Source organism: Roseinatronobacter sp. NSM (genome assembly GCF_052379845.1).
Classification (GTDB): domain Bacteria; phylum Pseudomonadota; class Alphaproteobacteria; order Rhodobacterales; family Rhodobacteraceae; genus Roseinatronobacter.
In genome coordinates, this window is sequence record NZ_JBQTCF010000049.1 from 1 (window position 1) to 19233 (window position 19233).

Below are 19233 nucleotides of genomic sequence, written 5' to 3' on the forward strand. Positions count from 1 at the left end.
CTTTACCCTTGTTTAAACATCATTTGTGACACTTGCGTGACAGAAATTCCACACTGCAAAACCGCGCGGATCATCAGAAAGGCAGCACAACACCAAAACACACCCCACGCCCCGCGCCGCCGCTTTCGATGGCCAGACGCCCGCGATGGCGGCTTAGGATGTGTTTGACGATCGCCAGCCCCAGCCCTGTGCCGCCGCTGTCACGCGCGCGCCCCTTGTCAACGCGGTAAAACCGTTCTGTCAGGCGGGGAATGAAAATGGGGTCAATCCCTTCGCCATAGTCGCGCACCGTCACATGCAGCACCGGCCCGTCAAAGCCCGGCATGACAGGACGCACCCCCGCGCCAATGTCGACCCGCCCGCCGCTGGCACCATATTTCAGCGCGTTTTCGATCAGGTTGTGAAAGACCTGCACAAGCTGGTCATGGTCGCCGGGCACCTGCGGCAGGTCAGGCGGCAGGTCGCAGACCAGCGCCACGCCCGCCGCGTCACTGCGCGGGCGCAGCGCGGCCAATGTGGCGCGCAGCACGTCGTCTATGGACACAAGGGTACGCGGGCGTATCTTTTCAACGGCTTCCACGCGCGACAGCGACAACAAATCGGCCACCAACCCCGTCATGCGCGCGGCCTGTTCGGCCATGATACCCAGAAATTCCGCGCGCGCGGCAGGGTCCTCGCCTGCCGGTCCCTGCAAGGTTTCGATAAACCCCGCAAGCACTGTCAGGGGAGAGCGCAATTCATGGCTGACATTGGCCACAAAATCGCGCCGCTGCGCGCTGGCCGCTTCGATATCGGACACATCGCGCAGGCTGATTACCACCCCCTGTGCGGCCATGCGCTGCGCTGTGACCTGCCAGATGGCTTCGCGCGCCACGCCCGTGGCCGTAAAGCTGGCCTGTCCCGACACCGCACCGTCCAGAACGCGCCCCAACATGGCGGTCACGTCGGGCTGGCGCAAATGTGCCCGGATATTGGCCCCGCGAATATGCGCGCCGAACAGGTCCAGCGCCGGCGGGTTCGCGGCTGTTACAAAACCGTCATCCCCCACCAGCAGCACAGGCTGGGGCAAGGCCGAGATCAGCGCCAGAACCGCGTCATCTGTCTGGATCGGGGGCATGTTACACCGCCTTGCGCGTCCATATCGGGGGGCAGGTATGCGCCCTGCGCTGCCCCCCTTTTTGCGGGAAAACCCTGAAGGGCACGGCATACCACCCCTGCCCCATGGGGAAGACCGGCTTATCTGGTGCCGCGTGCCAGGGCTGCAACGCCGGTGCGCGCCACTTCGGCCAGCCCCAGCGGCTGCATCAGCACCGCGAAAGCGTCGACCTTCTCGGGCGTGCCCGTCATTTCGAAGATGAAGCTTTCCAACGTGGAATCCACGACATTGGCGCGAAATATCTCGGCCAGGCGCAGCGCTTCAATCCGGTGTTCCCCCTTGCCCTGCACCTTGAACAACGCCAGTTCGCGCTGCACGGACGGGCCTTCTACGGTCAGGTCATGCACTTCATGCACAACGACCATGCGTTCCAGCTGCGCCTTGATCTGGGTAATGACCTGCGGTGTGCCGGATGTGACCACGGTAATGCGCGACCGGTGGCCCAGATGGTCCACTTCGGCCACGGTCAGACTGTCGATATTATAACCGCGCGCCGAAAACAGCCCGATGACACGGGCCAGCACGCCCGATTCATTGTCGACACTGACCGCCAGCGTATGGGTTTCGATCAGTTCCGCATTCGGGTCGCGCAGGTCATAGGCGGAATGCTTGGACGAGCCTTTTTTGATTTGCAGGGGGGACATTCGCTAGCTCCTTACACCAATACCGCGCCGCTTGCGCCGATAACGCCCTGCGTATCGGCTTCGCCCAGCAGCATGTCATTATGGGCATTGCCCGACGGGATCATGGGGAAGCAGTTTTCATGCTTTTCCACCAGACAATCAAAAATCACCGGCCCGTCATAAGCCAGCATTTCGCGGATGGCGTCATCCAGATCGGCCTCATTGTCGCAGCGGATGCCCTTGCAGCCGAACGCGTCAGCCAGTTTCACGAAATCAGGCAGCGCTTCGGACCATGAACTGGAATAGCGTTCACCATGCAGCAATTCCTGCCACTGGCGCACCATGCCAAGGCGTTCATTGTTCAGGATGAACTGCTTGACGGGGGCGCGGTATTGCATGGCGGTTCCCATTTCCTGCATGTTCATCAGCCATGACGCTTCGCCCGCGACATTGATGACCAGCGCATCAGGATGCGCGATCTGCACCCCAACAGACGCAGGCAGGCCATAGCCCATGGTGCCAAGCCCGCCAGATGTCATCCAGCGGTTGGGATCTTCGAACCCCAGATATTGCGCCGCCCACATCTGGTGCTGGCCCACTTCGGTGGTGATATAGCGGTCCATGCCCTTGGTCAGCGCTTCAAGGCGGACAAGCGCGTGTTGGGGACGAATGCTGCCTACGGACGGCTTATAGGCCAGACAATCAACGGCTTTCCATTCCTCGATCTGCTTCCACCAGCGCGCCAGCGCTTCGCGGTTAACCTTGCGGCCCCGCGATTTCCAGACTTTCAGCACATCTTCCAGAACATGGCCCACATCACCGACAATGGGCAGATCAACTGTGATCACCTTGTTGATGGAGGACGGGTCAATATCGATATGGGCTTTTTGGGAATTGGGGCTGAAGGCATTCAGCCGCCCCGTGATACGGTCATCAAACCGCGCGCCGATATTGATCATCAGGTCGCAATCATGCATCACCCAGTTGGCTTCATAGGTGCCGTGCATGCCCAGCATGCCCAGCCAAGATTTCCCCGATGCCGGATAGGCGCCCAGCCCCATCAGGGTAGATGTGACGGGAAAACCCGTGGCCTCGGCCAGTTCGCGCAGCAACTGGCTGGCGGCAGGGCCGGAATTGATAACCCCGCCCCCGGTATAGAACACGGGCCGTTCTGCCCCTTCGATCATCTCGACCAGTTGGGTGATTGCGTCAATGTCGCCTTTGACGCGGGGTTTGTAATGGTCTGTCTTCGCCTTTGGCTTCTCGATATAGGTGCCGGTTGCGAATTGCACATCTTTGGGGATGTCCACCAGAACGGGGCCGGGGCGGCCCGTGGTGGCCACATGGAATGCCTGATGAATTGTCTCGGCCAGTTTGTCAGTTTCCTTGACCAGCCAGTTCATCTTGGTGCAGGGGCGGGTTATGCCCACAGTGTCACCTTCCTGAAAGGCGTCAGACCCGATCATGAAGGTGGGCACCTGCCCCGACAGAACGACAATCGGGATGGAATCCATCAGCGCATCCACAATACCCGTCACAACATTGGTCGCGCCGGGACCGGATGTGACCAGCACGACACCGGGTTTGCCGGTGGATCGCGCATACCCTTCGGCGGCGTGAATGGCCCCTTGTTCATGGCGCACCAGAATATGACGAATGTCATTTTGCTGGAAAATTTCATCATAGATTGGAAGTACCGCGCCACCCGGATAGCCGAATACCACTTCCACGCCCTGATCCTTCAGGGCCTGAACCACCATTTTCGCTCCGGTCATCTGACGTGTCATCTGTGTTGCTCCATCGAGGCGTCAATCAAGGTCGCGTTCGTGCGTTTTGGCCATAAAAAAGCCCCCGTTGGGGTTCGGGGGCGCATGGGGGTCAGATAGGGTGTCCGTCACCGGCCCATGCGCATCTGTCCCACCACAATTACAAGTGCATTTTTCATTGCCATTCACCGCCCTTTAGCGTGGCCTGAACCTAAGCCTGACACATGCCCGCGTCAATGCCGAAAATGCAAGCCATTGCGCAAAACGCCCCGCAAACTTTGCATTTATTGCGCAACCGCAGTTCGGGCACCAAGTCTTGCGTCACAGCGCGCGCGATGATCTATTGATGGTAGAAATTCCCCCAAGAGAATCGAGCCGTGCCCCATGAGTGACCTTTTGCAGAATTCCGAAACCTATGATGCATCTTCAATCGAGGTGCTGGAAGGGCTGGAACCTGTCCGCAAACGCCCGGGCATGTATATTGGCGGCACAGATGAACGCGCGCTGCACCACCTTGTTGCGGAAGTTCTGGACAACTCCATGGACGAAGCCGTGGCCGGACATGCCAACCGTATTGAGGTGGAGCTGCACGCCGATTATTCCGTGACCATCCGCGACAATGGCCGCGGTATTCCCATTGACCCCCACCCGAAATTCCCCGGCAAATCGGCGCTGGAAGTGATCTTGTGTACTCTGCACGCGGGCGGCAAGTTTTCGGGCAAGGCCTATCAGACATCAGGGGGGTTGCACGGGGTGGGCGCGTCGGTGGTCAATGCGCTGTCGGACCATATGCGGGTAGAAGTGGCGCGCAACCGCGAATTGTTCGCGCAGGAATTTTCGCGCGGCATTCCGCAAGGGCCAGTGGCCAAGGTCGGCCCCGCGCCCAACCGGCGCGGCACGTCTGTTACCTTTCACCCGGATGCGGAAATCTTCGGGGCGTTGAAATTCCGCCCTGCCCGAATGCTGAAAATGGTGCGGTCCAAGGCGTATCTGTTTTCGGGCGTGGAAATCCGCTGGAAAACTGCTATCCCCGACGGCGACACCCCCATGGAGGCCACTTTCCACTTTCCCGGCGGTCTGGCCGATTACCTGAATGAGCAACTGACCGGCGCCATCACCTATTCCGACAAACCTTTTGCGGGCAAGGTCAGCTTTCAGGAAAAGTTCAACCAACCCGGTTCGGTGGAATGGGCCATCAACTGGACGCCAGTGCGCGACGGCTTCGTGCAAAGCTACTGCAACACGGTCCCAACCCCCGAAGGGGGCACGCATGAAGCAGGTTTCTGGGCGGCCGTGCTGAAGGGCATTCGCGCTTACGGCGAACTGGCCAACAACAAGAAAGCCGCCCAGATCACCCGCGAGGATATGGCCGCAGGGGGCTGCGCGCTGGTGTCGTGCTTTATTCGCGAACCCGAATTCGTGGGCCAGACCAAGGACCGGCTGGCCACGACCGAGGCCGCGCGCATGGTCGAAGGGGCCGTGCGCGACCATTTCGACAACTGGCTGGCCGCCGACCCGAAAGCGGCAGGCGCAATCCTTGATTTTCTGGTACTGCGCGCCGAAGAACGCCTGAAACGGCGGCAGGAAAAGGAAACCAGCCGCAAAACCGCCACCAAGAAGCTGCGCCTTCCGGGCAAGCTGGTAGATTGTTCGGCCACCAACCGCGCGGGCACCGAATTGTTCATTGTTGAAGGCGACAGCGCGGGCGGATCGGCGAAAATGGCGCGCGACCGCAAGACGCAGGCCCTGCTGCCGCTGCGCGGCAAAATCCTGAACGTGCTGGGGGCGGCCAGCAACAAACTGGGCACGAATGCCGAAATCAACGATCTGTGCCAGGCCATGGGCGTGGGGCTGGGGTCCAAATTCCGGCTGGATGACCTGCGCTATGACAAGATCATCATCATGACCGATGCGGACGTGGACGGCGCGCATATTGCGGCGCTGTTGATGACGTTTTTCTTCACCCAGATGCGGCCCATGATCGACGCAGGGCACCTGTATCTGGCCTGCCCGCCGCTATTTCGCCTGACCCAGGGGGCCAAGCGCGTCTATGCCCTTGATGAGGCCGAGAAAGCGCGCCTGATCGCCGAAGGCTTTGGTGGCAAAGGCAAGATTGACGTGTCGCGCTTCAAGGGTCTGGGCGAGATGGATGCCAAAGACCTGAAGGAAACCACCATGGACCCCGCGTCACGGCGCCTGATCCGGGTGTCCGTGGATGATGACCTGCCGGGCGAAACATCAGATCTGGTGGAGCGCCTGATGGGCAAGAAACCGGAATTGCGGTTCCAGTATATCAGCGAAAACGCACGGTTTGTAGAAGAACTGGATGTATAACCCCTGTTTTGCTGCGCGCAGTGCACAAACAACAGGGCGCGCAAAGGGCCGCGCCCGCACCACAGTGAGAGCTTACCGCAGGCCGTGCATCATCTTCAGGGCGGCAATCAAACGCGATAGCACCCACCGGACAATGTGCCTTGCATAGGGAACTGGCCGCAAACACGCCGCCATATGGGGGCCATATCGATAATACATGCGGATAAAGGCCCTGCCCGCTGCATAGTCTGACAAGACGACATCGCGGTATACACGCAAATACAGCACATCTGGATGGTCGAAATCGCCATAGGCATAGGTGGCAACAAAGCACCCGCCCCCGCTTTTGTTCGGGTCTTCATCCTCGCCGTCTTCGTCGTCGTCATCGGTGGAATTTTCGGACCCGCCGCCGTCATCCGTTTCATCCCCGATGCCCACGCCTTCATCAATGTCGCTAAGGGCAAGATAGGCCTTGTCAAATTCACCGGGGCGCAGAAACCGCGCGAAGGCCGGAATTTCATCGGTTGTCTGCAATTCAAGGCGGCGGGCTTCCACGTCTTCTGCGGTCACCTGATAAATTTCTTCGGCGCTCAAACCTGCAGCTTCGGGTCTGCTGGACGCCCAGATGCTTTCAATTTCGACTTTCTGCGCTTCCGTGAACAACAAGAAAAAATCGATGCGCAAAGTATCACTGATTTCATATAACGTGCGGCACAGTGGCAAGCGCTCTTCATTAATGGACTGGTCAGAACCCGTGCGGTATTGTTCAGCCGCCTGACGGGCATAGCGCATATCCAGAATATCCTGGTCGGCGCGGTCAATGAAGCTTCTGTATGCCGGTTCGGACAGCGTATCGCAAAACGCGCCCCATAAGTGCTGCGATGCCGCCAAGGCCAAAGCATTCGGATTCAGATGTTCAATTAAATAGGCTTCTTCTTCTTGCGACAGGTCACGGATATAGGCTGCTACTTCATTGGGGTCTTCCAGTTCCAAAAATGCGTTGATTTCATCAGGCGGAATAATCGCAGGCGGCAGGTCGGGCGGGTCGGGGTCGGGCGGGATTGACCCGTCAGGGGGTGTTGCATTCAGCGCGTCCACCAACTCCGACACGGGCGAATCCGGCTGGAAATCGCTAAGCGCATTGGCCAAATCCCCGGCCCGCCCCCCCAACCCCACCAGCCGCGTGAACCCGCCCCCGTCATGCGTGATAAGCAGGTCGCGCCCCACAGTTTCCGTGCGGTCCAGCACATCCGACACATCGGTGTAATGCTTGAAGAAGCTAAGCCCCTCGCCCCCGTCCAAATCAAGATCGGCAATGGTTGTCTGTCCGGAAACGGACACGATGAACTGGTCCAGATCGGCATCACCGCGCAGGTAATTGACACCATCGCGGGCAATCAGAATGTCATTCCCATCGCCACCGCGCAGAATGTTGTCGCCCGCCCCCCCATCCAGAAGGTCATCGCCCGTCCAGCCGCCCAGAAAATCATTGCCCGGTCCGCCAATCAATGTGTCATTTCCGGCATTGCCGCGCAAAACATCATCACCCGCCCCGCCATAGATGACGTCATCGAACCCTGTGCCGTTCAACTCATCTGTATAATCTGCGGTGGTGTCGGCCATATAATCCTGGCCCGCCATGCGAACGCCCACATCGCCAGTGGTGAATTCAAGCTTCATCACTTCATAGGGTTGCAGCGTAAAATTCAGCCCCTCGCTTCCCTCCAGCGTCGTTTGATTGAAGGTGCGGATATAGGGCAGCGCAAAGCGCGAAGTATAATCCCCTTCGTCAATGTCCGGCGTGCTGGGGTTGTCGATCACACCCAACAATTCGCCCCAGACATGATGATACCCGCTGACCAAGGTTCCAGGGTCAAGCGACACATCAATCGCAATATCACTGCGAGAAGACAGAAAAATAATCGTCGTATCTGCATTGCCATAGGCGTGCATGACCAGTTGTTCGGCGCCGTCGGCTGGCCGTTCCGCCTGGGGCACATCTATGAACTCGCGCAAGGGGGCGGGGGTGTCGATATCCAGCAGCTGCAAACCGCGCAGGTTTTCCGACATCATGCGGAACACCTCGCCTGCGGGGGTCAATGTGTAATCCTGCCCCCCCGGTGCCGCGGGATCGTTGCGAATTGCCGCCAGACGGCTGCCCAGACTGAAATATTGCGTTCCCCAAACCGACGCATAATCAATGTCACGCGCAACCATGGTGCGCATCATTTCCAACATACCCGAAGTCTGGGTCAGGCCCATTTCCGTATTGTTGAAAATATTCCATTCAGAAATGAAATATTCAATGTCATCGCGGATGCCGTCTTGATCTTTCCATTCATCAAGGCGGTCAAATGTCCGAAGCCGGGTTCCCGCGATGGTATACCCTGCCGGGTAGTAATGCTGGATCACCACGTCTATGGCTTCGCGCGCATCCAGGTTCAGTTCGGCAAAAATTGCGGCATTGGCTTGTGGCAGCCAGCTTGTGCCACTTTGCGCACCGATCAAGGGCTGGGTCCAGTTGGCTGGCCCGCCACGTTCTGCTTCATAACTGTCGAAAAGCGCCTGAAGACCGGACGCCGTTCTGTCAGCGATTATGCCGTATTCCGTTGGCGTAATCGGCGATACGCCAGCATACCAAAATTCGTTTCCAATTTCGAAACTACGAATGTTGATGTCGCCATATTCACCACGAATTATAGTATCAACGCGATCAAGTATTCGATACAAACCGAACTGGCTTGGTGTGCTCAGCCCATTTTCGTTAATATTTTCAGTGAAATAGTTTTTCGTCGGCAGCGTGAAATGCAAGGTCAGGTCGCGTTCATTTGCATAGCGGAATGCCGCAGGGGCCGTCACAATGCGGGGTTCTGCGTCATCCGACAGCCCGCTTGGCCGCGTCACATCGAAAAAACGTGCCACTGTTGGGGAGCCGGGTGCAAAAAACTGTTCTGTGACCGTCCCGCCCGGAAAGCGCAGGCCCGACCAGCCCACTTCTTGCAGCATGCGGTCATAGGCGCCGCCGGGATCAAGGAAATTGGCCGTGAACAAGGTGTTGGCTGCAAACAAGTCTGCATCAACAACATTACCTATATAAGGCGCGCTAGACAGCACTATGGTTTGTGCGCACATATCCCCCTCCCTGGAAAGTATGACGCTTGCGGCCTTTCTACCTACCGGATACGGGATATTTAGCCTTTACACGTTGAACCGGCCTGCGCGTGACCGACGCGCGCATAAAGCTGTTGTCCGCTGCCAATGGGGGCAGCGGCCCTTGAAAAACACGCACCCTGTTTGTGGCTGCATGCCTTCGCGCGAAACCAAGTTCCATTTTCGCGCAATACGCCCGTATATCTGGAATATACAATTTTTATGCGTGTTTGCATAGGCTCATGGGCGACGCTGCAGGGCCTGCCCGCTGTCCTTTTCGTGCACAACTGCGTGACCCAATCCGCACGCGCCCGGCGCAACAGCAGTTTTCAAGGGCCAGAAGCCAATGAACGCTAGATGCGCTAGGTGGTCAACAGCCGTTTCAGATGCTCCGTATCAAGTTCCACGCAAACCCCCTTGTTCGGGCGCGCGAAGGCTACGGATTGGGCGGCGCATAATGCGTTTAGCACTGCCTCCTCCACGGCTTCGACTGCGGCCATATAGACGGGGTCCAGCAATTCATCATTCAGGCATTTCATATGCCGCCAAGCCCCTGAAACCTGCGGCAGCGGCATTTGGTTTGCGGTGCTGAAGGCCAGGAAAATATCGCCGGAATTGTTGCCCCCCGGTGTTCCACCGCGCCCGATCCCAAGTGACGCGCGCCGCGCGACCCGTTCCAACTGGGCAGGTAAAAGCGGTAAATCTGTCGCCAGAATCACGATAATTGACCCGCTTTCGCGGGTCATTCCCGGCACCCGGTTATGCGGCATATCCGCGCCCACATTCCGCCCCGCAACTGTCAACCAAGGGCGCAATCCGTGGTTGGCCTGAACCAGCGCCCCAAGGGTGAAACCTGCCCCCTCTATGTCAACACGGCGCGAGGACGTCCCAGTGCCGCCCTTGAACTCATAGCAAATCATGCCTGCACCGCCGCCGGTATTTCCTTCGGCCACAGGGCCGGTGCGCGCCGCATCCAGCGCGGCGCGCGCATGCGCTTCGGTGACGTGCAAGCCATTGATATCATTCAATACCCCGTCATAGGTTTCACCAACCACGGGCAAGGCCCACAGATGGTTTTCTTCCCATGTCGGGCCATAGGTTTCGATCATCCAGCGCGTCGCGGCCTGATGGACAATTCCCACAGAATGGGTGTTGGTAATCATCACCGGACCGCAAAACCAGCCGCCATCGCGTATCCAATGGGCGCCGGTCATTTCGCCATTGCCGTTCAGGCTGAACTGGCCCGCCCATATTGGGCTTGGGTCTGTATCGCGCCCCCTTGGCAGGATTGCCGTGACCCCGGTTTGAACAGGAATACCGCGCGTCGCAAGTGACGGATCGCGCGAGGACAGCACTTCACAGGTGCCCACTTCAATTCCGGGCACGTCCGTGATTGCGTTCAGGGGGCCGGGCACACCCGGTAGCGGCAAGCCAAGATCGCGCGCGCGTGGTTTGGTCATAGTTTCCTCTGCCTTAGGTACAGGCCCGCCGCTGCCACAACCAAGGTGAACACCAGCATAAGCGAAGCAATTGCGTTGATTTCGGGTTTAATCCCCCTGCGCAGCATCCCCCATATGTGAATGGGCAAGGTTGTGTCCCCGGTTCCCGCAATAAAATAGGTGATCACAAGATCATCCATCGAAATAATAAAAGCCAGCAGCGCGCCCCCCAGGACACCCGGTGCAATCGCAGGCAGGGTCACCCTCCGGAACGTCTGCGCCGGTGTCGCGCCCAAATCTGCCGAGGCTTCCTCCAGGGTTTCATCCAGCACCGCAAGGCGCGCGGAAACCGTCACGAATACATAGGAAATCAGGAAAGTGCAGTGCCCAATGATGATTGTGCCAATCGACAGATTGACACCAATCGTGATGAAGAAAATCAGCAGTGCAATCCCCAGCACAATATCCGGCATGATCATGGGCACCAGCAACAGCGCGCGGTAAAACCCCGCCAGCCGGAACCGGAACCGCGCCACGCCCAGCGCCAATGCGGTTCCGAACACTGTTGAAACTGCCGTCGTCGAAAACGCCACGATAAAGCTTGTTCTAACCGCCGCATAAAGCTGCGCGGTCGAATCAATATAGGTTGGGCTTTCGGCAGACTTTGCCTGCATCCCGAAAATCAGACGATACCAATCCAGCGTGAAGCCGTCCCAGATCATCATATTGATGGGATTGGCATTGAACGAAAACACGATGACAAGCACGATGGGCGCATAGACAAAGGCGAAAAACAGCGCCCCATACACCCCAAGCACCGAAAACCGTTTCATGTGCTTCCCCCTTTGCGCTTTATGCGTGCAAGTTTCAGCTGCACCAGCAACAACACCAACACAGCCGCCATCAGCAGCATGGCCAATGCCGCCCCGAACGGCCAGTTGCGCGCCGACAGGAATTGTTGCTCGATCAGGTTGCCAATCATCATGACCTTCGCGCCGCCCAGGACAGATGGCACAATGAAATTGCCCAGCGCCGGAATAAACGTAATGACCGATCCCGCGACAATACCGGGCGCGGTCGCGGGCAGGATGACACGCCAGAAGGTTTGAAGGCGCGTTGCACCAAGATCGGCCGAGGCCTCCAGCAATGCGGGGTCCAGCTTCTCGACCGACGTATATAGCGGCAGGAACATGAACGGAATAAACACATAGGTCATACCGATGATGACGGCCGCATCCGTGTAGATAATGGCCAAGGGCGCATCAATAAGCCCTGTCCCCATAAGCGCCTGATTCAGAAATCCCGTAGGGCGCAAAATCAGCACCCACGCGAAAAGCCGCACGATCAGACTGACAAAAAACGGCAGCGTGATGGCAAACAGCGCAAGGTTTCGCAGCGACGGGCGCATCCGGCTTATCCAGAACGCCGCCGGGTAGCAGATGACAAGCGCACACAAAACGGTCAGCCCCGCCAGACGCAATGATCGCAGGAAAATCATCAGGTAGACGGGGTCAAACTTCTCATATCGGGTGTCGGCCCATCCCAGAATCCGGCCATAGTTTATGTGGAAAAACTCCCATTCGACACCGCCATACAGGCCCGGTGTCAGCCAGCTATAAACCAGCATGATGGCCAAAGGGCCCAGAAAGAACACCACCAGAAACGCCGTTGGCAGCCCCAGCAGCGCAAGCAATGCCAAGGTTTTTCGCCGCGCAAGGGTCATGGGGCCACCTCGGGGATGATATGCAGGTCATCAACGCCAGCATACAGCGTTACTTGACTGCCGGGTTCCCCCACCGGGGCATCTGCGCGCAGCAACGCCTGCAATGTGCCAAAACCAGCAGTTTCAACAAGTAACAAATTACTCGTCCCGGTATAAATGCGTTCCTTCAGGGTGCCTGTGAACCTTAGCCCGTTTTCGACATGGGCCGTGCCCAGCATTTCAGGGCGGATCATCAGTGTTCCCTGCCCGCTGCCAGTGGCAGGCAATCGTTGCCCATCTGCCAGCAAAGCCGCCCCGGCACCCATTTTCACGGTTAACAGATTGCTTTCGCCCAAAAATTCTGCTGTAAAGCGGTTCACTGGTTGACGATACAGCGTTTCTGGTGTGCCTAATTGCTGGATCCGGCCCTGCGCCAGAACGGCAATCCTGTCGGACATTGTCAGCGCTTCATCCTGATCATGGGTCACGAAGATGAACCCAATCTTGAGTTCCGCCTGAAGGCGCTTGAGTTCCAGTTGCATCTGGCGGCGCAAATTCTTGTCCAATGCCGAAAGCGGCTCATCCAGCAAAAGCAGCTTTGGCCGTGCCACCAATGCGCGGGCCAAGGCCACACGCTGCTGTTGTCCACCCGAAAGCTGCGCGATACTGCGCCCCTCCAATCCCGAAAGACCGACCAGCCCCAGCATGTCGCCCACCCGCGCGCGAATTTCCGCCTTCGCCTTGCCTGAAATTTCAAGCGCATAGGCCACATTCCCCCCGACGGTCAAATGTGGGAACAGCGCGTAGCGTTGGAACACCGTATTCACGGGACGACGATGTGCAGGCCAATCGGTGACCTGCTGGCCATCAATGAAAATCTGGCCCTTATCCAGCGGCTCGAAACCGCTTATCGCCCTAAGAAGCGTGGTCTTGCCGCAGCCCGACGGTCCCAGAAGGGTCAGGAATTCGGCGGAAGACAGGGACAGGGACACATCATTCAACGCGGTTATCGTTCCACCTTCGGGCGAATGGAAGGCTTTGCTGGCGTGCTGGATCTCAAGCAATCGGGACATTGCACATCTCTGTTGTCGGGGTGTGAAGGCCGCGCTGCCCACTGGCGGGCTGCGGGGCCAGAAACGCGGACAGGCTTATTGCGCAGTTCTTATCCGCGTCCACTCCCGGTTATACAGCTGAAGATCACGCCCCAGATCGACAAATATCTGAAGCGTATCAATCACATCCTGCGGGGGATAAATCGTGGGGTTGTTCTTGATCTCATCCGGGATCAGGTCGATTGCGGGCATGTTTGGCGTGCCGTTCAACTGCTGCTCCACGTTCAATGCCGCGATTTCTGGTTGCAGGTAGAATTCCAGAAACCGGATTGCATTGTCCTTATTCGGCGCTGTGTCCAGGACGCACATGTTTTCCTGATACATCGTCGCCCCTTCTTCCGGGATCAGGTAGCCCAGCGTATCCGGTGCGTCCTGCACGAAAATATTCGCGCCAACATACCAATGCGCAGCGGCCACATCGCCCGATTGCACCAAAGGAATCGAATCATAGGAGAAGGCCGATACCCCCTGCATTCGGTCCACGATATATTGCGCTGCCGCCTCCACGTCTGCTTCATCGGTTGAATTGACGGATGTGCCGTTCATGATATGGCCAATGCCAATCGTCTCGCGCAGATCATCCAGCAGGATAATCTGCTTGCCCGCGTCCCCCAGCGCAAAGAAATCTGCCCAACCCTTGATGTCGCCTGCCTGCTGTTTGTTATAGGCAATGCCCACATTCCCCCACGCATAGGGCAGGCAATATTCCGCATCAGGGTCAGTTTGCGCCCGCACAAACTGCGGATCGATATTTCCAAAGTCAGGGTGGCGTCCGATATCGGTTTTCGCAAGCAGGCCCAATTGGAACATGACATCGTGCATATGCACTGACGGGAAAACAATGTCATACCCGGTGGCGCCTGCCTGAATCTTGGCCAGCATCTCCTCGTTGGAGCCGTAGGTGTCCAATGTCACAGAAATACCGGTTTCCGCTGTAAAACGTTCAAGCACGGCGGGGTTAATATAATCCCCCCAGTTATATAGGTTCAGCTGCCCCTCAGCCGCTGCCAGAGATGGGACCAGTGCAACGCTGGTCAGTATTCCTGTCATTGTCCGTTTCATGGCTGTCATCCTGTCATAGAAAATTGCGGATGACAGAACGGTAGAATACAAATATCGTTTCACCCAAATGTTATTTTTCCAACATCAAAGGAAACACAATGTCAGAGGGGTTCGCATCATATCCCGGCGTTTCATACGATGAATTAATGAACAAAATGCGGGCAAGCACCAAAGATTTGCCGCGACAAGAGGCAAAGATTGCACAATACATCCTTCTGAACAGCGAGTCGGTCCAGATTGAAACCGGCAAAAGCATCGCGCAGAAAGCTGGCGTCGCGGAAGTGACGGTCGGGCGGTTGCTGCGGCGTTTGGGCTGTGACGGGATGCGGGAATTCAAGCAGCTTCTACGGCGGCGCTACAGCGCGGCAGGCGGACTGCCCGAACGCCAGCCAGACGTGCCCAACAGCCATCTGGACATATTGGAGGCAGAGTTGCGCAGCATTCGCGCTGTATTCGAGCAGCTGAATGGTGCGGATTTCCAGACGGCCTGTTCCTGCCTGTGCGCGGCGCAGTCTGTGCATGTTACCGGGTTCCAGTCAGTCCGCGGTCTGGCCGAAGACGCCGCCCGGCGCCTTGCGATTGCGCGCGACGATGTGCGCTTTGTTTCAGCCCATGACGGCATGTTGGCAGAATGGATCAACACGTCCGGGGCAGAAACGAGCTGTTTGTTGATGGTTGACGTGGTCCCCTATGCGGTCGAAAGCAAGCACATTGCGGAACTTGCGGCCTCTCAGGGGCGCAAGGTGGTCATCGTATGCGACGAATATTGCCACTGGGCGCGCGACTGCGCTGATGCCGTGATATACGCCCCCACCGCCACCGGCCTGTTTCTGGAATCCACATTGGGCTTGAACATGGCATTTGCACTGCTTTGCACTGCTGTCGCCCTGAATGATCCTGGCGCGTCAAGCCAGCGCCTAAGCGCGTGGAAAGCGACATCGCGCAAGCTTGGCATATTCTGAAGCCGCGTCGTCACGGTGACAACAGCCCGTGGCACACCACAGCGTTTTCTGCATTTTTATCATGTCTTGCGCAAAAGTGGGGTCTGGTTTTATGCGCCTTGCAGTTACGAAACCACCATGTCAGCGCATGCCAATAAACCCGACACGCGCTAGCCGTCGCACCCGTTATGCCGGCGCCACATCGCAGGATCATGTCCATCCGGAACCATGTCGCAAGGGTCGGATTCGCTATATCCGCGCAGCGCATTGTAGCGCGCAATTTGCTCGGAACTTAGCAGCGTTGGGGTATCCAGATGTCGGACCAGATGGATGAATCGCAACTCCGCGCGCGCCGCGCCAGATGTCTGGATCAAGTCACGCAACTGTTCCCGGTCCAGATTGCCCGCACGGAACGCGGCTTCAATTGCGGCTTCGGCTTCGATAAAACGCAAGCCGGCATCTTGCGCTTCGCTTTGCATCGCGGCGAAAATTTCTTCAATATCGGTCACTTGGTCTGTGCTAAGTCCGATCTGGTCTTTTAGGTCCAGCAAATGTGCGGGCCCGGGCACGCCGTTCAATTCAGCGGACAATGCCAGCCCCCAGCCCGCACCGCGCCGCAGATCATCAAGGTCCGCATCCGACAGGGACTTAATCGCGCGCGTTTCAAACCCTGCATAGGCAGAATGCGCTGCATGATCTTGTGCAAGTGCGGGAATTGGGCATAGCAGCACAGCAAGCAATGCGATCCATTTCATGGCAATTTCCTTTGTATCATGGTTCCTTGCGCTTATTGCATGTGCGGCTGACGGGGCATATGATTGTGATTATGTCTCATGCATTTGAAACAATTTTCGCCCCAGCCCGACCGGTGATGTTGGAAAGGGGGCAGGCGCTGTTTCATGCTGGCGAAACCGTGCGCGACATGTATCTTGTGCGTACAGGCCATATGCAGCTTTTGCGGCATACATCGCGGGGAATTTGCCTTGTGCTGCAAAACGCCACCGCCGGAATGGTTCTGGCAGAAGCGTCGGCCTATGCGCACGCCTATCATTGCGATGCGGTCGCAACCTGCACAAGCTGTGTGGTCGCGGTGCCAAGACCAGCCTTCCGCACAGCACTTGAACGCGATCCGGCGCTGGCGCAAGTCTGGTCCAAGCATCTGGCCGAAGGGGTTCAGGCCGCACGGTTTCGCGCCGAACTTCGCACATTGCCGCGCGTGGTCGACCGGCTGGAAGCTTGGCTGGCCGAAGGAAACACCCTGCCCGAAAAAGGCAGATGGCAAGATGTCGCGTCCGAACTTGGGATCACCCGAGAGGCGCTGTATCGTGAATTAGCCCGACGCCGCAACGGATAGGAAACACGCCATGCCCAATGCGCGTTTCGCACCAAATCTGTAAGCCCCTGCAAGTAACCGCTTTCGAACCAGGGCCGGGCGCTTAGGGCGTATATCCTGCCATGTCCCGTCAGCCATCGAAGGCGACTTGCGCTATGGGCCGTCGACGCAACGACGGCACAGCCCATCTGAACATGCGACACCATGTGCAACTGCATTATCACGCCGCTGCACGCAGCGTTTGGGTGGTGAATTCTGCAAGCGCCTGACGCAGATCTTCGGCCTTTGCGGCAAGAGATGTCGAGGCCGCCGTGGTTTCTTCTGCGACAGCGGCATTTTGCTGGGTCACGGCATCAAGTTCGGTAACCCCTGTATTGATCTGATCAAGGCCCGATGATTGCTCGGCAGCTGCAGTTGCAATCTCGGCGATATATGTCGCAAGCTCGCTTGCACGCTCGTTCAAGCTGTCAAGGCTTACACCGGCTTTCTGCACCAGTTCCGCGCCATTGCCGACATGCTGCGCACTTTCACTGATCAATGTCTTGATCTCTTGCGCGGATTCGGACGCGCGCTGCGCCAGCCCTCGCACTTCTGATGCCACAACAGCAAAACCACGTCCGGCATCGCCTGCCCGCGCAGCCTCGACCCCGGCATTTAGCGCCAGAAGATTGGTTTGGAACGCAATTCCATCGATGACATCCGTGATTCGATTGATCTGTTGCGAGCTCGTCTCGATCATCCGCATGGCTTCGATCGCGCGGCGCACATCTGCGACACCTTGGCGCGACTCTTCGCTGGCGGTCCGGCTGATCCCATCCGCGGCGCGCGCACGCGTGGCGGTGCTGCGCACTGATTCTGCCAGTTGTGACAAAGCCGCAGAAGATTGTTCCAGCGTGGCGGCTTGGGTCTCGGCACGGCGCGACAATTCGTCAGAGGCAGAGTTGATCTCGCGCGAGGCCGTTGTCACGGCTTCGGCGGCAGTGGTGACCTGTCCCATCATCCGGGCAAGCCGATCGAGTGCGGCATTATAGCTTTGGCGCAGCGCATCATATTCGACCGGAAAAGGGTTAGAGGCCGGGCTTTCGATCTGCGTACTCAAATCGCCAGAGGCAAGCCGGTTCAGACCATCGCCGATCTCACGCACAATTCGTGTCTGTCGGGTCACTTCGCGGCTGCGCTCCGCATCGATTTCCTGTCGCGCCGCCTCGGCCTCAGCTTCGAGGCGGCGCGCTTCAAGCGCGTTGTCACGAAACACCGCTACAGCAGACGCAATCGCCCCGATTTCATCTGCGCGCGTGCTATAAGGAATGTCCACGCGCGTATCACCGGCAGCCAAGCGTTTGACAACCTCGGTCATTACCAGGATCGGGCGTGAAATGAATTGCGCCCCGAACCACGCAAGTAGAAGTGTCACGGCAAGGACACCTCCTGCGGCCAGCACAGTAAGGTTACGGGTAGCGGTGACCTCACTCAGGACCGTGGCGCGGGGGACTTCCATGATCAGCGTCCAGCGTTCGGACATACCGGAAAACTCAATCGCGTCGACCATTCTGAGCATCGTCACCCCGTCACGAATGGTCTGACCTGCAGTTCCCGAGGTCAATGCGCCCAATTCCGCAAGTTCCGCAGCGGTTGCTGGCGAACCAAGGCGCGTGGCGTCATGATGGGCCACCCAAAGATTGTCGCCCCCAAGAAGCGCCACACGACCATCACCGAAAGGTCGCAACTCCCCGATTCGGGCGGAAATATCGCTTAGCGCAAGATCGGCAGTCAGGATGCCCACTGCGCGCCCGTCACGACGCACCACACCGCTGATGGTCGTCATGAGCACATCCTGCCCGTCAACCGGGTAGACATAGGGCGGCGTGATTAAGGTGCGATTTTCACGGATTGGGCGATCGTACCACCCTTCGGTGCCCGCTTCGGGGCTCATGTCCAGACGCTCCACAAGGATTTGACCTGTCGCATCGAAATAGAAATAGGGTACGAAACGGCCCGCCTCATCCGTCAGCGGGTGATCACTGAACCGCGCGTCCCCGTCGCCAAATGCCTCCGGCTCGAATGCAAGCGTCATACCCACCAGGTCGGGGCGGCTGCGCAAGAATTGCTGTGTCAGTGCGCCCAGCAGGTCACGATCAACAGATGGGCCGGAAATTGTGCCTTCCACTGTGGCGACCCCTGTCGCCACCGTCGCCGCGATCATGTTTAGGTCTTGCCCGATCGTGGCAGCATATTCACCCAGCAGCGCCTGCCCGCGCGCCTCTGCCTCCGCGCGAGAGTTTTGTTGCATCAAAAGAGTCGCAAGCGTGATCACAGTGGCCATCGAAAGGGCGATCAACACAGCTACACTTACCGCCATTTTTGCCCTGATGGAGATCGCTGTCATCATTTAAACTGCCTCTTAGTCCTGAAATTCACCCTCTGGATAGCATCAAACCCTTAATGAAGCTTTCATGCGCCACAGAACCACGACGCATGAGTGCACAGTCGCGTGCGCAGCATCGTCCGCTGAATGCAACATCAAACGGAGCGAGCCCCGCACGGTGGGGGTGTTTCGCAGAAAACCCGGCCGTCTGGTCGGCGTTTCGTCATATCTTGAAATTCCCTGCGAGAGTGAGGTTTCACTAGGTGTTTCA

14 protein-coding genes are annotated in these 19233 nt (G+C 57.9%); 3 read left to right on the plus strand and 11 right to left on the minus strand.

The annotated features are described in order from the left end of the window. Positions 1 to 73: 73 nt before the first annotated feature. From ACTZWY_RS18255 to ACTZWY_RS18265, 3 genes are all read right to left on the minus strand, one after another. Positions 74 to 1117, minus strand: a complete 1044-nt coding sequence (locus ACTZWY_RS18255) for a sensor histidine kinase (RefSeq protein ID WP_444792141.1) — start codon at positions 1115 to 1117, stop codon at positions 74 to 76. Positions 1118 to 1236: 119 nt separating this feature from the next. Continuing rightward, on the minus strand, positions 1237 to 1800 hold the full coding sequence (ilvN, locus tag ACTZWY_RS18260) for an acetolactate synthase small subunit (RefSeq protein WP_444792142.1): 564 nt from the start codon (positions 1798 to 1800) through the stop codon (positions 1237 to 1239). An 11-nt stretch (positions 1801 to 1811) separates the two neighbouring features. Further along, positions 1812 to 3566, minus strand: coding sequence for an acetolactate synthase 3 large subunit (locus ACTZWY_RS18265; protein WP_444792143.1), 1755 nt, complete (start codon positions 3564 to 3566; stop codon positions 1812 to 1814). Positions 3567 to 3929: 363 nt separating this feature from the next. On the opposite strand from ACTZWY_RS18265, the gene parE reads away from it, so the two are divergent. Continuing rightward, positions 3930 to 5879 carry a DNA topoisomerase IV subunit B gene (parE, locus tag ACTZWY_RS18270; protein WP_444792144.1) on the plus strand — a complete coding sequence of 650 codons (1950 nt, stop codon included), beginning with the start codon at positions 3930 to 3932 and terminating at the stop codon, positions 5877 to 5879. A 72-nt stretch (positions 5880 to 5951) separates the two neighbouring features. Here the strand turns inward: parE and ACTZWY_RS18275 are convergent, their stop codons facing one another. The 6 genes from ACTZWY_RS18275 to ACTZWY_RS18300 form a co-directional block, all read right to left on the minus strand. Continuing rightward, a complete protein-coding gene (locus tag ACTZWY_RS18275; protein ID WP_444792145.1) occupies positions 5952 to 8927 on the minus strand; it encodes a calcium-binding protein in 2976 nt (991 codons plus the stop codon). Positions 8928 to 9370: 443 nt separating this feature from the next. Beyond that, entirely contained in the window at positions 9371 to 10468 is a 1098-nt protein-coding gene (locus ACTZWY_RS18280) for a P1 family peptidase (RefSeq protein ID WP_444792146.1), read from the minus strand. Next, positions 10465 to 11280 carry an ABC transporter permease gene (locus ACTZWY_RS18285; protein WP_444792147.1) on the minus strand — a complete coding sequence of 272 codons (816 nt, stop codon included), beginning with the start codon at positions 11278 to 11280 and terminating at the stop codon, positions 10465 to 10467. The genes ACTZWY_RS18280 and ACTZWY_RS18285 overlap by 4 nt, the downstream gene beginning before the upstream one ends. Continuing rightward, positions 11277 to 12170: an ABC transporter permease gene (locus ACTZWY_RS18290; RefSeq protein ID WP_444792148.1), complete on the minus strand. Its 894-nt coding sequence runs from the start codon at positions 12168 to 12170 to the stop codon at positions 11277 to 11279. Before ACTZWY_RS18290 ends, ACTZWY_RS18285 begins: the two co-directional genes overlap by 4 nt. Then, a complete protein-coding gene (locus ACTZWY_RS18295) occupies positions 12167 to 13222 on the minus strand; it encodes an ABC transporter ATP-binding protein (RefSeq protein WP_444792149.1) in 1056 nt (351 codons plus the stop codon). The genes ACTZWY_RS18290 and ACTZWY_RS18295 overlap by 4 nt, the downstream gene beginning before the upstream one ends. Before the next feature lie 75 nt (positions 13223 to 13297). After that, positions 13298 to 14323 (minus strand): ABC transporter substrate-binding protein, encoded by a 1026-nt coding sequence (locus tag ACTZWY_RS18300; RefSeq protein ID WP_444792150.1) that lies wholly within the window; start codon positions 14321 to 14323, stop codon positions 13298 to 13300. A gap of 146 nt (positions 14324 to 14469) precedes the next feature. Between ACTZWY_RS18300 and ACTZWY_RS18305 the strand changes: the two genes are divergently transcribed. Then, entirely contained in the window at positions 14470 to 15285 is an 816-nt protein-coding gene (locus tag ACTZWY_RS18305) for a MurR/RpiR family transcriptional regulator (RefSeq protein ID WP_444792151.1), read from the plus strand. Between the two features lie 149 nt (positions 15286 to 15434). Here the strand turns inward: ACTZWY_RS18305 and ACTZWY_RS18310 are convergent, their stop codons facing one another. Further along, positions 15435 to 16019, minus strand: a complete 585-nt coding sequence (locus ACTZWY_RS18310; protein ID WP_444792152.1) for a Spy/CpxP family protein refolding chaperone — start codon at positions 16017 to 16019, stop codon at positions 15435 to 15437. Between the two features lie 71 nt (positions 16020 to 16090). Here ACTZWY_RS18310 and ACTZWY_RS18315 point away from each other — a divergent pair, with 71 nt between their 5' ends. Continuing rightward, positions 16091 to 16618 carry a Crp/Fnr family transcriptional regulator gene (locus ACTZWY_RS18315; protein ID WP_444792153.1) on the plus strand — a complete coding sequence of 176 codons (528 nt, stop codon included), beginning with the start codon at positions 16091 to 16093 and terminating at the stop codon, positions 16616 to 16618. A 199-nt stretch (positions 16619 to 16817) separates the two neighbouring features. On the opposite strand, the gene ACTZWY_RS18320 is transcribed toward ACTZWY_RS18315, so the two are convergent. Next, the gene (locus ACTZWY_RS18320) at positions 16818 to 18986 is read right to left on the minus strand and encodes a methyl-accepting chemotaxis protein (RefSeq protein ID WP_444792154.1); all 2169 of its coding nucleotides are present in this window, start codon (positions 18984 to 18986) and stop codon (positions 16818 to 16820) included. Positions 18987 to 19233: the final 247 nt, after the last annotated feature.